A 13,744-nucleotide genomic window follows, 5' to 3' on the forward strand; every position below is an offset into this window, starting at 1 on the left:
TAACGGCCGGGGCGATGAACCCCGACCTTCCCATTACGGCTGTTCTCCCCGATATCCGCGCGGCACTCATGGACCACGGCGCGGGGGTGCTGATTGCACCGCCGGGTGCGGGCAAGACCACAGCGGTTGCGCCCGATCTGCTCAGGCAGCCGTGGTGCAGCGGCCAGATTATCCTCACCTCGCCCCGCCGCGTCGCCGCCCGAGCGGCGGCGGAGCGCATGGCCGAACTGCTCGGCGAGAAACCGGGCGAGACCGTGGGGTACATGACCCGGCTCGACAGCAAGGTGTCGGCCAAAACCCGCATCCTCGTTGTCACTGAGGCCATCCTTGTGAACCGGCTGGTGGATGATCCGGAATTGCCTGGCGTCTCCGCGTTGCTGTTTGACGAGGCGCACGAACGCGCATTGGACAGCGATCTGGGTCTTGCACTGGCGCTCGAAACGCGCGCTGTGCTGCGCGAGGATCTGCGGGTGCTGGTGATGTCGGCCACCATCGATGGCGCGCGCTTCGCCCGGCTGCTCGGCGAGGGCGCATCCGTAATCGAGAGCGAGGGACGCAGCTTTCCGCTGACAATCAAATGGCTTGGCGGCGATGCCTCGCAGGCGATTGAGGACCGCATGGCTGCCGCCGTGTTGACCGCATGGCGCGATGAGGCGGGCGACATTCTTGCCTTCCTGCCCGGCGTTCGGGAGATTGAGCGCGTGCGGGAGACGCTTGAAACGCGCCTGCCCAATGCGCCGATCCACCCGCTCCACGGTCAGATCGAGCCCGCCGCCCAGCGCGCCGCAATCCGCCGCGACCCTGACAATCGCCGCCGGATCGTGCTGGCGACGGCGATTGCCGAAACGTCCTTGACGCTGGATGGCGTGAGCGTGGTGGTCGATTCCGGCCTGGCACGGCTCGCGGAATTCGACCGGGCCGCAGGCACCACGCACCTCGTCACCCGCCGCGCGTCGCAGGCCTCGGCAGCCCAGCGCGCGGGCCGTGCGGCGCGGCAGGGGCCGGGGGTTGCCTATCGCCTGTGGGAGGAGGCGGGGCACGCGGGTCGCCCGGAATTCACCCCCGCTGAAATCTTGCAGGCCGATCTCGCGCCCTTGCTGTTGCGGCTGGCGAAATGGGGTACCGCCAATCCTGCTGCGCTCCCCTGGCTCGATCCGCCGCCCGATGCTTCTGTGGCAGCGGCGCGCGCAGCACTGGAAGCTCTGGGTGCAATTGACGAAGCCGGGCGGATCACGCCGCTGGGTGAGGCGATTGCAAGCCTGCCGATGGCGCCCGATCAGGCGGCTGCCGTGCTCCACGGCGCGCGGGCAGAGTGCGGCGAGGGTGCCGCGCGGCTGGTGATGCTCATGCAGGAACGCGGACTGGGCGGGCGCGGCGAGGACCTCGCTCAGCGCCTTGCTCGCTGGCGCGCTGATCATTCCCCGCGAGCGGTTGCTGCGGGGCGGATTGCGCAAGGTTGGGCGGCACAGGCGGCCAGGCTGGCGGGTGTGATCGGTGCAACCCCTGCCATCCATGCGGCCGAGGCGCTCGCGCTCGCCCGCCCCGATTTCGTCGCCCGCCGCCGCGACTCTTCGGGCGAGCACTGGATCAGCGCGGGTGGGCGGGGTTACCTGCTCGATCCGGCCTCACCGCTGGCGCGCGCCGAATGGATCGTGATCGGCGATGCGCAAGGGCAGGCCAAGGGCGCGCGCATCACCGCAGGCGTGGAACTCGCGCCGGAGCGGATCGCTGCTTTGTTTACCAAGGAACTGCAAGAGCGCGTCATAACCCGCTGGAACAATGATAAAGGCCGGATCGAAGCGCGGCGCGAACGTAAGCTTGGCGCGATCGTGCTGGCAAGCGTGCCGGAGCCTGCGCCCGACCCCGCAGTCTCTGTGGATATCCTTGTGGACAAGGTGTTGGAGCGGCTGGGGGAAATCCTGCCCCAAGGCTTTCTCGCCCGCGCCCGCTTTGCCGGGGTTGAAGCGCTGTCGTCCGAGGCTTTGCGAGAGCGGGCCGCCGATTGGCTCGCACCGCTGCTCGCCGGGCGGCGCGACCTTGACCTGCCGCCGCACCGCTTTGCCGAAGCCGCGTTGGGCTTGCTCGACTGGAGCCAGCGACAGGCGCTCGACAAGGCTGCGCCCACGCACTTCACTTCGCCCGCTGATACGCGCCACGCGATTGACTATGCGGGCGATGATGCTCCCAGCGTCGAGGTGCGGGTGCAGGGGGTCTTTGGCCTCGACACCCACCCGATGGTTGGCGCTACGCCGCTGCTGCTGAAGCTCACCAGTCCGGCGGGTCGTCCGGTCCAGTCGACCCGCGATCTGCCCGGCTTCTGGCGCGGCAGTTGGCGCGATGTAGTGAAAGACATGAAGGGCCGTTATCCCAAGCATCGCTGGCCCGATCAGCCATGGACGGAAAAGCCGAGCATGAAGACCAAAAACGCCTTCAACCGCAGCGATTCGTGATTTAAGGGACGGCCCATGAGCGCACGTATCTATCAGAAGACCAAGCACGCGATGCAGTCGGGCAAAGCCCATACCGATGAATGGGTGCTCGAATTCGAGCAGTCACAGGCGCGCTTTGCCGATCCGCTGATGGGCTGGACGGGCACGGGCGACACCCAGTCGCAGGTGCGCCTGACTTTCCCGTCGAAGGACGCGGCCAAGGCCTATGCCGCAAAATATGGCATTCCAGCGCGCGTTCACCTGACTCCGCCCAAGCGGCTCAAGCTGCAGGCCTACGCCGACAATTTTCGCTGATTTCTTTTCGCAGCACCATCCGAGGTTGCATCTCTGCTAGGCGAGCCTTCTGGTGTGCTTTGCGCGTCTGCGTCTTTGGCTTCGACTCCGCCATTGCAGCCCTGCGGGCCGATGTCCCTCGGCAATGCTGGCTTGAAATCCGTTACCAACCCCGCCATATCGTCGGCCGGGAGTCGGGTGGACGTTTGCGTCTGCTCACCGGGTCAGGGCCGGAAGGCAGCAGCCCAGGTGGATTGCGGCGGGTCGCTCGGCTCCTTTTTCACCGACATCGCTGGCATGTGCATCATGACAAACCGGGCCTGAGCGCCTAGCCTTGCGCCATGAGTGATTCCGATCCCGAACTGCCCGAGGAAGAAACCGGGCCGACCGCTGCCGAGCTTGAGGCGGCGGGACAGAACGCCCTGTTCGGCGATCCCGCGCCCAATCCTGCATCGCCGTCCGGCACAGAGCAGGCCGCCGCGTCGCCGCGCGCGCCTGTCGCCGCGAGCCAGCCCTACCGTGTCCTCGCCCGCAAATACCGGCCGCAGACCTTTTCCGAGTTGATCGGGCAGGAAGCGATGGTGCGCACCCTCGCCAATGCCATCGCGCGCGACCGGCTGGCGCACGCCTTCCTTATGACCGGGGTGCGCGGGGTGGGCAAGACCTCGACCGCGCGGCTGATCGCCAAGGCGCTGAACTGCGTCGGGCCGGACGGGCAGGGCGGGCCGACAATCGATCCCTGCGGGGTGTGCGAGCCTTGCACCGCGATTGCGGAAGGGCGCCATATCGACGTGATCGAAATGGATGCGGCTTCGAATACGGGGATCGACGATATCCGGGAGATCATCGAGGCGGTGCGCTACGCGGCGGTTTCGGCACGATTCAAGATCTACATCATCGACGAAGTTCACATGTTGTCGAAGGCAGCCTTCAACGGGCTGCTCAAGACGCTGGAGGAACCCCCGCCGCACGTGAAGTTCCTGTTCGCGACCACCGAAGTCGACAAGCTGCCCGTAACGGTATTGAGCCGCACCCAGCGTTTCGACTTGCGGCGCATCCCCGCTGCGATGCTGGCCGAACATTTTGCCCACGTTTGCCGTCTTGAAGGGGTGGAGGCAGAGCCCGAGGCGCTCAGCATCATCGCCGCAGCTGCCGAAGGATCGGTGCGGGATGGCCTGTCTATCCTCGATCAGGCAATCGCCCATGCCGACCTGGATGGCGAGGGCAAAGTTGCTGCGACCCGCGTGCGTGACATGCTGGGCCTTGCCGACAAGAGCGCGCAGCGCAAGTTGCTCGGGCATCTTTTGGCAGGCGATGCCAGGGCCTTGCTGGCCGCCGTTGATGAACAATATGCGCTCGGTGTCGAGCCTTTGGCCTTGATGCGCGCGCTGATGGACCTCACGCACCGGGTGACGCTGGCGCAGGTCTCGGGCGCCGAGCCTGACGCCCCGGCCGAAGAGGAACGTGCCGCGCTCGCCGATTTTGCCGCGCGCCTTGCACCGTCGGAACTGCATCGCCTCTGGCAATTGCTGATCAAGGGGCATGATGAGGTTCGCACCGGCCCTGATCCGCTGGTGTCTTTGCAAATGGCTCTGCTGCGCATCCTGCACGCCGCGCAGATGCCCGATCCGGGCAAGCTGGTGAAACGGATCGAGGAACTTGCGGCGCGCGGCATTGCAGCGGCTCCCGCGGGCGAGGGGACTGCGCCTGCTGCTGCGCCTGTGGCCACCTCCCCGGCGGCGCAGGATTGGGCCGCGCTGGTCGATCAGGTTGATGCCTCGGGCCAGTTGCGCGTCGCCCAGATCATGCGTGATCGGGTGCGGGTGATCACGCTTGCGCCCGAACGCCTTGTCTACCAGCAGGCAGACAGCTTTCCGGACGACCCGGCGCCTGACATCCGAGAGGCGCTGTTCAAGGTCACCGGCAAGCGCTGGCAGGTTGAGCGCGGAAGCGGCGATGCCCAGCCCAGTTTGCGCGAAGCGGCCGAAGCCGCGGCTGCTGCGCAAGACGCGCGCATTCGCTCCGATCCGCTGGTGAAGGCTGCGTTTGAGGCCTTCCCCGATGCGGAATTGATCGGCACCGAACCCCGCGCTGCTGCCGGCGGCAGCCCACCCTGGAATTGAGGAGTACCCCGCGATGAAGTCGATGGAAGAGATGATGGCCGCCGCCCAGAAGGCCGCCGAGACCATCCAGAAGCAGATGAACGAGATGCAGGTGAAGCTCGACTCGATCGAGGTTGAAGGCACGGCAGGCGGGGGGCTGGTAAAGGTTCGTGCCAGCGCCAAGGGCCGCATTCTCGGCGTGAGCATCGACGACAGCCTGATGAAGCCCGAAGAAAAGCAGATCGTCGAAGACCTCGTCGCTGCTGCCTTCAACGACGCCCGCGATCGGGCCGACCGCGTGTCCGAACAACAGATGCGTGAGATGCAGGGCTCGATGGGCCTCCCGCCGGGATTCAACCTGCCTGGAATGGGATAACGCCTTCGAGAGCGCGCGTAGCATGCACTGTCATAGATGATCCTTGGCAGTGATTGGCAAGTCCGTCTCGGCTCGATCTGCCGGGCCTTGGGCTGAGGGCAGGCTAGCGCCCGTTGGGCGTCCACAGCTTAGCCTCATGCTGCCATTGCGGGAGCGGCAAGGCCTTCCCATATCTACCGCATGACCCAGACTTACCCTCTCCTCCCCCTGCGCGACATTGTCGTTTTCCCCGGCATGGTCGTCCCCCTGTTTGTCGGGCGCGACAAGTCGGTGGCGGCTCTCGAAGCGGCGATGGACGCCTCCAAGGACATCGTCCTGCTCGCCCAGCTTGACCCCGGATGCGACGACCCGGAGGGCGAAGACCTCTATGATGTCGGCGTGATCGCGCAGGTGCTGCAACTGCTGAAGCTGCCCGATGGGACCGTGCGCGTGCTGGTCGAAGGCAAGAACCGCGCGAAACTCTCCGCGCTGGAGAATGTCGGCTCTCATCTGCTGGCCGAAGTCACCGTGATGGAGCCTGAGACGGTTGCGGGAAGCGAAGTCACCGCCCTGATGCGTCAGGTAACCGAGCAGTTCGGCGAATATGTGAAGCTGAACAAGAAGATGGGCGAGGACGCTGCAGTCGACCTTTCCGAGGTTGATGATGCCGGCCAGCTTGCCGACACCATTGCAGCGGCGATCAGCGCGAAGGTTTCCGACAAGCAGGGCCTGCTGACAGAGAGCAATCCCTTGAAGCGTCTCGAACTGGTGATGGCCTTCATGGAAGGCGAACTGTCGGTCTTGCAGGTCGAACGCCGTATCCGCGGGCGTGTGAAGCGCCAGATGGAGAAGACCCAGCGCGAATATTACCTCAACGAACAGCTGAAGGCGATCCAATCGGAACTGGGCGGCGGCGATGACGGCGAAGGCAACGAGATTGCCGAACTCACCGAGAAGATCGAGAAGACCAAGCTGTCCAAGGAGGCCAAGGCCAAGGCGCAAGCCGAACTCAAGAAGCTGCGTTCAATGCAGCCAATGAGCGCCGAGGCGACGGTGATCCGCAACTATCTCGACGTGTTGCTCGGGTTGCCGTGGGGCAAGAAGTCGAAGCTGAAGAAGGACATCGCCAAGGCGCAGGAGATCCTCGACGCGGATCATTACGCGCTGGAGAAGGTTAAGGACCGGATTATCGAATACCTCGCAGTGCAGGCGCGCACCAACAAGTTGAAGGGGCCGATCCTGTGCCTCGTCGGACCGCCGGGCGTGGGCAAGACCTCGCTAGGCAAGTCGATTGCCAAGGCGACAGGGCGCGAATTCGTGCGCCAGTCGCTGGGCGGGGTGCGTGACGAGGCGGAGATCCGCGGGCACCGGCGCACCTATATCGGCTCGATGCCGGGCAAGATCGTTGCCAACCTCAAGAAGGCGGGAACGTCGAACCCGCTGTTCCTGCTCGACGAGATCGACAAGCTGGGTCAGGACTTCCGCGGCGATCCGGCCTCGGCGCTGCTGGAGGTGCTCGACCCAGAACAGAACGCCAAGTTCCAGGACCACTATCTGGAGCTGGATCTCGACCTTTCGGACATCATGTTCGTGTGCACCGCGAACAGCCTCAACTTGCCGCAGCCGCTGCTTGACCGGATGGAGATCATCCGGCTGGAGGGATACACCGAGGATGAAAAGGTCGAGATCGCCCAGCGCCATCTGATCGAAAAGCAGGTCAAGGCCCACGGGCTTAAGCCGGACGAGTTTGCGCTGACCGAGGAGGGCTTGCGGGACCTTATCCGCTATTACACCCGCGAGGCCGGGGTGCGCACGCTCGAGCGCGAGATCGCCAAGCTGTGCCGTAAGTCCCTGCGCCAGATCCTCGAGAAGAAGACTGACAGCGTCACGATCACGCCCGACAATCTCAGCGACTTCTCCGGCGTGCGCAAGTTCAAGCACGGCGTTTCGGAAGAGGAACCGCAGGTCGGCGCGGTGACGGGGCTAGCGTGGACGTCTGTCGGCGGTGAACTCCTCACCATCGAAAGCGTCACCACGCCGGGCAAGGGCGAGATCAAGACCACCGGCAAGCTTGGGCAAGTGATGAACGAAAGCGTCGCGGCAGCGTTCAGCTTCGTCAAGGCGCGGGCGCCGGCCTATGGCATCAAGCCGAGCGTCTTCAACCGCAAGAACGTCCACATTCACCTGCCCGAAGGCGCGGTGCCCAAGGACGGGCCGAGCGCGGGGATAGGTATGGTAACCTCGATCGTCTCCACCCTTACCGGTATCGCGGTGCGTCCCGATGTGGCGATGACCGGCGAAGTGACTCTGAGGGGGCGCGTGCTGGCGATCGGCGGCCTCAAGGAAAAGCTGCTCGCGGCCCTGCGCGGTGGCATCAAGACCGTTCTCATCCCCGAGGAAAACGTCAAGGATCTCGCCGAGATTCCCGCCAACGCCAAACAGGGGCTGGAGATCATCCCGGTGTCTCACGTGGATGAAGTCCTGGCGCATGCCTTGACCGCTCCGCTCGAAGCGATCGAATGGAGCGAGGCTGATGATCTCGCAAGCCAGCCAGGTGGCTCCGTTTCGGGAACAAATCCTGGCGGTGCAGAGGTGCCAACCGCACATTGAGGCGCTAGAACGCCGCCACTTGCCGTGATTCGCGGCAGGGTCGCATCCAAATCGGGAGACGATTGGGGCAGTTCCGCATCTGGCCTTGCCAGGCACGGAAATCGCCCCCCTTGGCGCAGGGCATATTGTCTAGGGCTATTTGGCTTTGACAGTTCTTGCAAAAAGGTTTCAATCTCTCGCCTTTGGTTGAGCGCGATTCACACCGATACAACGATATCCTGAAGCGAGGGGGTCCAATATGAATAAGAACGACCTTATCAGCGCCGTGGCCGATGCCAGCGGTCTGTCCAAGAATGACGCCTCGAACGCAGTAGAAAGCGTTTTCGATGCCATCACCAAGGCGCTTTCGAGTGGGGACGAGGTGCGGCTTGTGGGCTTTGGCACCTTTTCGGTTGCCAAGCGCAAGGCGTCCACCGGCCGCAATCCGCGCACCGGGGAACCGATGAAGATCAAGGCGTCGAACCAGCCCAAGTTCAAGGCTGGCAAGGGGCTCAAGGATGCAGTCAACTGATCAGCGCCTGATGGGCTGCTAATCTGACACCAGAAACCCCGCTAGCCGCAAGGCTGGCGGGGTTTTTGATGGTCAGACTGCGCTGCCCGCTGTCAGGGGGCAGCAGCGATCAGGGCGGTCGGGAACTGCGCCGTGCGCGGAGTAATGCGCCAGGAGAGCGCCTCGCCTGTCGTGGTCGCCTCCGGCCCATCGTCGGTATTGTTGGCCAGGATCCGCATACCTTGCGCTGTGCGGATCGTGAAAGTGCCGTCGAGCTGGGGCAAGCCTGGCACCGCCTCACCGTCCGTTGCGCCCGGGCCCATCCCGGCGATCGCACCCAGACCGCCCATCATCCCCGACATCGCATTGTCCGATCCTTGGGCGGTGAAGCCCGGCGCATTGATCCGCAGCTGTCCGTTCTTGCGCCCAAAGGTCTGCACAAACGGGTTGGTGGCGGGAAAGCCCTCGATCAGCGGGAACATGAAATCGTGCCCCAGCGTTCCTTTGACGCGGAAGCTGACGTGGAACAGTCCGTCGCCCTTGTGAACCACCCGCTCCCAGCCTTTCTGGCGCTGGAGCAGCTTGACGAGTTCCTCGGCAGCCTTGGGATCGGAGGGGTCGATCCCACCCATCATCGCGGCCATCTGCTTGGCCTTCTTCTTGGCTTCGGCAGCCCGATCGGCGGCGCCCGCATCCCAGTCGGCGCGCTGTTCGTCGAGCTCCGCCTTTGTGCAGTCGCGCTCTTCGAAGGTCTCGTCATCGTAGCAGGTGGAAGGGGTAAAGCTCTCTTCCGCATTGTCCATCTGGGCGAGTTTGCTGAGGCCAAGGAAGAAGATTTCGCCATCGTAACTGAATGTGAAACTGTCCGGACCGGTCAGCACCATTTCGGATGTAAACTTGCCTGGCGACATGAAGCAGCCCGACAGGACGAGCGCCAGCCCGGCAAGAACGGCAGCAGCGCGCAGGCGGACCGTGGTCAATTTTGTCATGGCAATTCCCTCCCTCGGAGGTGTTCTACGCGCGTGTTGCGACCGCATAAAGTGCAATCGCTCCAGCGTTCGAGACATTGAGGCTTTCGATCGCGGAAGAGATCGGCAGCCGCGCCAGCACATCGCAATGCGCGGCGATATTGTGACGCATTCCTTCGCCCTCTGCCCCCAGCACAATGGCAACAGGGCCGGTCGGCATGACGTCGGCGAGTACCGCTTCCGCCTCTCCGGCAAGGCCGATCCGCCAGTAACCGGCTTCAGCCAGCTCCTCCAGCGCGCGGGCGAGGTTGACCACACGCACCCACGGCACCGTTTCTAGCGCACCAGACGCCGCCTTGGCCAGCACGCCGCCTTCAGGCGGGGCGTGGCGATCCTGCGTCACGATCGCCGCTGCGCCAAAGGCCGCTGCCGAGCGCAGGATCGCCCCGACATTGTGCGGGTCGGTTACCTGGTCGAGCACGACGATGGGGCGATCCGCCTCGCCCAGGGCAACCTCGTCCAGAAAGACGTCCTCCAGTGGCGCGCACTCGAGGACAAGTCCTTGATGTGGAGCATCTTTTGCCACCAAACGTGCAAGATCGACCGGCTGTGCGTGTTCAATCGGGAAGTTTGCGGGCAGTTCGCCGTCGAGGCTCTCGATCCCCTCGGGCGTCGCCCACAGCTTGCGGTGCTGGCGTTCGGGGTTCTTCAGCGCCGCCTCGACCGCATGGCGGCCCCACAGGCGCACTTGCCCGCTTGACGCCCGGCCCGATCCGCGTCCGCCCTTCATGCGTCCTGCACGACCCCTCAGGGCACGCTTTCGTTCACCTTTACTCATGTTGTTTCCCGGCTGAGGCTTTCCAAACGCGCCCCCTGCCAGCAGGGGCATTGACAGGCAAGCAGTGCTTCGCCAAAGGGGCGCCTCTCGGCGGCGGGTCCGGCAACGGACTCGCGCATTTTCAGGGCGTCAGACGCTCAGGATCGCCCCCCTCATGGCAGGGGACTGTGTGGACAGGTGGCCGAGTGGTTAAAGGCAGCAGACTGTAAATCTGCCCGCGCAAGCGTACGCTGGTTCGAATCCAGCCCTGTCCACCACCACCCTTTCTCAGCACATCCCCGAAAAGCCCTAGAAATCGCAGAAAACCAAGGGTATTCTGCTCTACATCGTCCGCACTCGACCGCTTCTGTTTGCTTGCAGCCGGAGCGTAGTGTGGGAGAGGTGTGGGAGTAAAATGATATCCTCCCACACTTGGGTTCTCCCACAATGGCGGCAAAGATGTGGGAGTAACCGATGGGCAAACTCACGGCTGTTGCGGTCAAGGCCGCTTTGGCGAATCCGGGCACCTATCAGGATGGCGACGGACTGGTCCTCAGAGTCGACAAAAGAGGGGGAGCTTATTGGCTCCTGCGAATCCAGCGCGATGGCAAACGTCAGGATATCGGGCTGGGCAGTCCGAAGCTGGTCACGTTGGCCGAAGCGCGCGCCAAAGCGGCGGAACTCCGCAAGGCCGTAAAGGTCGAGAAGCGCGACGTGCTGACGGAGCGCAAGGACGAGGAAGCGGCCAAGATAACCTTCCGCGAAGCCGCCACCCAATATCACTCCGAGAACGAGGCAGGCTGGAAGAGTGATGTCTATGGTCGCCAGTGGCTGGCCAGTCTGGAAAACTACGCGTTCCCGAAACTGGGCGATATGACGACCGGCGGGATCACCGCTGCCGACATCATCGGGGTGCTCACGCCGATCTGGCAGGAAATTCCGGAAACAGCCCGCCAGGTCCGCAACCGGATTTGCGCGGTGCTCGACTACTCCCATGCAAAGGGCTGGCGCTCTACGGAAGCTCCATCAGGCAATAGCAGCCTCAAAGCAGGGCGAGGGCTGCCGCGACAGGTCAAGAAACCGGCCAACCGCAAGGCGATGCCATACGTGGCCGTTCCTCCATTCCTGACTGCGCTGCGGCGCAAGCCATCCTATTCGCGTCTTGCGCTGGACCTTCTCATTCTGACTGGCGTTCGGTCGCAGGAGGTCCGCCTTGCGAAATGGGACGAATTCGATCTGGATCAGCGCCTCTGGACGATCCCAGCCGAACACATGAAGCGCAGCAGGGCGCACATCGTGCCACTTTCAGAAGCGGCTCTGGCGGTGCTCGTGAAGGCCGATGCAATGCAGATGGAGGGAGCCGAAGTGGTCTTTCCTGGCATGACCGGTAAGGCGATGTCCAACATGACCCTGCTCAAAGTTATGCGCGACATGCAGGAGCCTTTCCACGTTCACGGCTTCCGCTCCAGCTTTACTGATTGGGCGGCAAACGAAGGCTTCCCCAATGCGGTTGTCGAAGCGGCGCTGGCGCACAAAACGCCTGATGCGGTGCAGGCTGCTTATCGCCGCACCACCTATCTTGGCACGCCCGAGAATCCTGGCGCGCGCGTGAAGCTGATGGAGGCGTGGGGGAGCTATTGCAACGGCGTGGCGGTTTCCAATAACTCAGGTGTGACAGAGGGCCATAGTGTTTGAAGAATTCTGGATGGCTGCACCCTTGATCCTCAGCTTTCGAGCGTCCCCCAGACTTACGGTTGCGATTGGGTGGTTTGCGAACGATTGGTAATAGCCGATTTTAAAACGGAGACATCCGAACGATCATTGGCTGCGCCTATGACCGATCGCCTCCGCCGCCTTGTAGATCGGCACCTTGAACCAAACCCCATTGCTGACAATGTGTATGCTGCTCCCACGCCCCTGAAGTAGACCCGCAGTACCGGGCGCACCTTTCGGATACTGTAGTCGGCCAAGCTCGTGGCTGTTTTCGCCATCAAGCTTTACGAGTGTGATACGGTTAGCGTCTTCGGCGTAGCCACCGGCGAGCATCACAAACTCATCCTTCACCGCGACAGCTTTTGCTCCGGCAATGCTGTTCGACCAAAACACCGCCTTACCGCTGCTGATGCGAACGATGGGAAAGTCAGTGTAGTAGCAGGCCCATAGATCGGTTCCGGCGAGCGTCATTGCATATGAATCAGCAATCGAGTGGGTATCGCCAACTTCATCATTAAACGACCAAAGCGGGGTGCCGAGCGCATCAAACTGTACGATGCCTCCAGACGATACAGGCCAGCTTCCATCTTTGTTTGGACCTCCGAAAACCCCCTCGTCAAAATATCCAACCCAGATTGTGCCGTCTGGGGAGCACAGCAGATTTTCAATTCCATCGCCGAGGACTATCTCGCGCTCAATCCGTCCGTCATCCGTATAGATGCGCCCGTTTTTCTCGCCTTCTTGCGCACGCGAGTCAGCAACCAGCCAATGGCCGCTAGACATACGGTCAACAACTGGGTGAGCGCCCGATGGCATGATTGTCACATCGGTCTCGGCAATGCCATCGAAGACCGAAAGGCGCATGTCACCATCCCAGACATTCGGATATTTTCGCGAGTGATTGCCGCCATTGACGGCCTCCCACCAGCGCATGTGTTCGGTATGGACATCTTTGCGGGTGCGAATCAGTGCTAACCGTCCATCGGCCAGCGCAGCGTAGCCATAGTCGAACCAACCCTCGGGCGTTGCCGGGAGAGGGGTCGCGTTCGAAATAGTTTTCAATTCTATCATGATGCATTGCTTGCATCTGGCCGCGTCGAGAGCAAGTGGTCAGCGGATCAGAATTCAGTCACCGCAGCTGGGTAGTAAACCGAGTCGCAGGCAGCGCATTTCAAATGGTGAACCAGACCCTTCAGGGCGATATCTCGATAGAACAACTGACCGTCTTTTCGTCCTTCCGCGCCTTTTCGGTGCATCGGTCCAATTCTTCGCGGTTTGCGCTGAGGATGTGCTGCGCCTTCGCCAGCTCTTCCCATGCTTCGGGATTCTGTGACTGGATCAACCGAATTCCGGCCTCCACGATGGTCGGTTCGCCAACGGCCTTTCGCGCCATCCATTCGGGCCACTGCCAGCTCTCAGGCATGGCGCGGGCGATGGTGCCGGGAAGGATTGACCAGAGCAGGATACCTGCGGCCAACCCCACGCCTGCAATGCGCCAGGTCTGACGCTTCTGCTCGGCCTCGGTGCGGACACGCCCTACAAGTGCGGCGAGACGTCCGGTTGCAATGTCCAGGTCCTTGCGTCCGTGCCGGAACAGGTCGCTGGCATCGTGTAGCATGTCGAGCGAGGCGCGCTTGATCTGAACCGCGATGTCTTCCGGCGTCAGCTCGATGGCGGGCTTGTTGCCGATTGCGGTCAGCGTCTTGGAGGCCTGTGCCAGCTGATCGGCCATCTGGCCGAGCGTGGCGGTGTAGTCCGGGATCACGATGTCAGTCCGTTCCCTGGCCATGTTCTGGACGGTATGGCGCACCATCGCCATTTCGCCTTCGAGGCGGGCGAAGGCCTCCGTCGCCGGATCGGACTCTTCCGCTGCGTCCAGTTCAGGTTCCGGCTGCGGCGCGGCTGGTTCCTCGACTTCGAGGTCCAGTTGCACTTCTTCGATGTGATCGTCTTCCATGTCGTTTCT

The 13,744-nt window shown here is 63.0% G+C and carries 11 protein-coding genes, 1 tRNA gene and 1 other RNA gene; 9 read left to right on the top strand and 4 right to left on the bottom strand.

Annotated elements, in window-relative coordinates; all coding sequences use genetic code 11:
• Positions 1 to 14 precede the first annotated feature (14 nt).
• The 7 genes from hrpB (at position 15) to CHX26_RS08360 (ending at position 8,301) form a co-directional block, all read left to right on the top strand.
• Entirely contained in the window at positions 15 to 2,450 is a 2,436-nt protein-coding gene (gene hrpB, locus CHX26_RS08330; protein ID WP_104941965.1) for an ATP-dependent helicase HrpB, read from the top strand.
• 15 nt (positions 2,451 to 2,465) lie between these two features.
• Positions 2,466 to 2,744, top strand: a complete 279-nt coding sequence (locus CHX26_RS08335) for an ETC complex I subunit (RefSeq protein WP_104941966.1) — start codon at positions 2,466 to 2,468, stop codon at positions 2,742 to 2,744.
• Between the two features lie 166 nt (positions 2,745 to 2,910).
• Positions 2,911 to 3,005: signal recognition particle sRNA small type (gene ffs / locus CHX26_RS08340), an RNA gene on the top strand.
• Positions 3,006 to 3,064: 59 nt separating this feature from the next.
• Complete coding sequence (locus CHX26_RS08345; RefSeq protein ID WP_104941967.1) at positions 3,065 to 4,846, top strand: DNA polymerase III subunit gamma/tau; 1,782 nt, start codon at positions 3,065 to 3,067, stop codon at positions 4,844 to 4,846.
• A gap of 13 nt (positions 4,847 to 4,859) precedes the next feature.
• Entirely contained in the window at positions 4,860 to 5,201 is a 342-nt protein-coding gene (locus CHX26_RS08350) for a YbaB/EbfC family nucleoid-associated protein (protein ID WP_104941968.1), read from the top strand.
• A gap of 180 nt (positions 5,202 to 5,381) precedes the next feature.
• Positions 5,382 to 7,790: an endopeptidase La gene (lon, locus tag CHX26_RS08355; protein ID WP_104941969.1), complete on the top strand. Its 2,409-nt coding sequence runs from the start codon at positions 5,382 to 5,384 to the stop codon at positions 7,788 to 7,790.
• Between the two features lie 238 nt (positions 7,791 to 8,028).
• Positions 8,029 to 8,301 (top strand): HU family DNA-binding protein, encoded by a 273-nt coding sequence (locus CHX26_RS08360; RefSeq protein ID WP_104941970.1) that lies wholly within the window; start codon positions 8,029 to 8,031, stop codon positions 8,299 to 8,301.
• A gap of 92 nt (positions 8,302 to 8,393) precedes the next feature.
• On the opposite strand, the gene CHX26_RS08365 is transcribed toward CHX26_RS08360, so the two are convergent.
• Both CHX26_RS08365 and rlmB read right to left on the bottom strand, forming a co-directional pair.
• On the bottom strand, positions 8,394 to 9,269 hold the full coding sequence (locus CHX26_RS08365) for a hypothetical protein (RefSeq protein ID WP_104941971.1): 876 nt from the start codon (positions 9,267 to 9,269) through the stop codon (positions 8,394 to 8,396).
• A gap of 25 nt (positions 9,270 to 9,294) precedes the next feature.
• A complete protein-coding gene (gene rlmB, locus CHX26_RS08370) occupies positions 9,295 to 10,086 on the bottom strand; it encodes a 23S rRNA (guanosine(2251)-2'-O)-methyltransferase RlmB (protein WP_104943343.1) in 792 nt (263 codons plus the stop codon).
• Positions 10,087 to 10,257: 171 nt separating this feature from the next.
• Here rlmB and CHX26_RS08375 point away from each other — a divergent pair.
• Together CHX26_RS08375 and CHX26_RS08380 are read left to right on the top strand one after the other, a co-directional pair.
• Positions 10,258 to 10,343, top strand: a tRNA-Tyr gene (locus tag CHX26_RS08375).
• Positions 10,344 to 10,539: 196 nt separating this feature from the next.
• Positions 10,540 to 11,760 carry a tyrosine-type recombinase/integrase gene (locus CHX26_RS08380; RefSeq protein ID WP_104941972.1) on the top strand — a complete coding sequence of 407 codons (1,221 nt, stop codon included), beginning with the start codon at positions 10,540 to 10,542 and terminating at the stop codon, positions 11,758 to 11,760.
• 123 nt (positions 11,761 to 11,883) lie between these two features.
• Here the strand turns inward: CHX26_RS08380 and CHX26_RS15635 are convergent, their stop codons facing one another.
• Both CHX26_RS15635 and CHX26_RS08395 read right to left on the bottom strand, forming a co-directional pair.
• Positions 11,884 to 12,849: a hypothetical protein gene (locus CHX26_RS15635; protein WP_146107684.1), complete on the bottom strand. Its 966-nt coding sequence runs from the start codon at positions 12,847 to 12,849 to the stop codon at positions 11,884 to 11,886.
• Positions 12,850 to 12,970: 121 nt separating this feature from the next.
• Entirely contained in the window at positions 12,971 to 13,735 is a 765-nt protein-coding gene (locus CHX26_RS08395; protein ID WP_104941975.1) for a DUF6118 family protein, read from the bottom strand.
• Between the last annotated feature and the right edge of the window lie 9 nt (positions 13,736 to 13,744).

It is taken from the genome of Porphyrobacter sp. HT-58-2 (assembly GCF_002952215.1).
Lineage (GTDB): Bacteria > Pseudomonadota > Alphaproteobacteria > Sphingomonadales > Sphingomonadaceae > Erythrobacter.

Excerpts from the sequence above, each read along its gene's own strand:
- CHX26_RS08350 (WP_104941968.1), top strand. The coding sequence starts at position 4,860 with ATGAAGTCGATGGAAGAGATGATGGCCGCCGCCCAGAAGGCCGCCGAG.
- CHX26_RS08360 (WP_104941970.1), top strand. The coding sequence starts at position 8,029 with ATGAATAAGAACGACCTTATCAGCGCCGTGGCCGATGCCAGCGGTCTG.
- rlmB (WP_104943343.1), bottom strand. The coding sequence starts at position 10,086 with ATGAGTAAAGGTGAACGAAAGCGTGCCCTGAGGGGTCGTGCAGGACGC.
- CHX26_RS08335 (WP_104941966.1), top strand. The coding sequence starts at position 2,466 with ATGAGCGCACGTATCTATCAGAAGACCAAGCACGCGATGCAGTCGGGC.
- CHX26_RS08380 (WP_104941972.1), top strand. The coding sequence starts at position 10,540 with ATGGGCAAACTCACGGCTGTTGCGGTCAAGGCCGCTTTGGCGAATCCG.
- CHX26_RS08345 (WP_104941967.1), top strand. The coding sequence starts at position 3,065 with ATGAGTGATTCCGATCCCGAACTGCCCGAGGAAGAAACCGGGCCGACC.
- hrpB (WP_104941965.1), top strand. The coding sequence starts at position 15 with ATGAACCCCGACCTTCCCATTACGGCTGTTCTCCCCGATATCCGCGCG.
- lon (WP_104941969.1), top strand. The coding sequence starts at position 5,382 with ATGACCCAGACTTACCCTCTCCTCCCCCTGCGCGACATTGTCGTTTTC.
- CHX26_RS08365 (WP_104941971.1), bottom strand. The coding sequence starts at position 9,269 with ATGACAAAATTGACCACGGTCCGCCTGCGCGCTGCTGCCGTTCTTGCC.
- CHX26_RS08395 (WP_104941975.1), bottom strand. The coding sequence starts at position 13,735 with ATGGAAGACGATCACATCGAAGAAGTGCAACTGGACCTCGAAGTCGAG.
- CHX26_RS15635 (WP_146107684.1), bottom strand. The coding sequence starts at position 12,849 with ATGATAGAATTGAAAACTATTTCGAACGCGACCCCTCTCCCGGCAACG.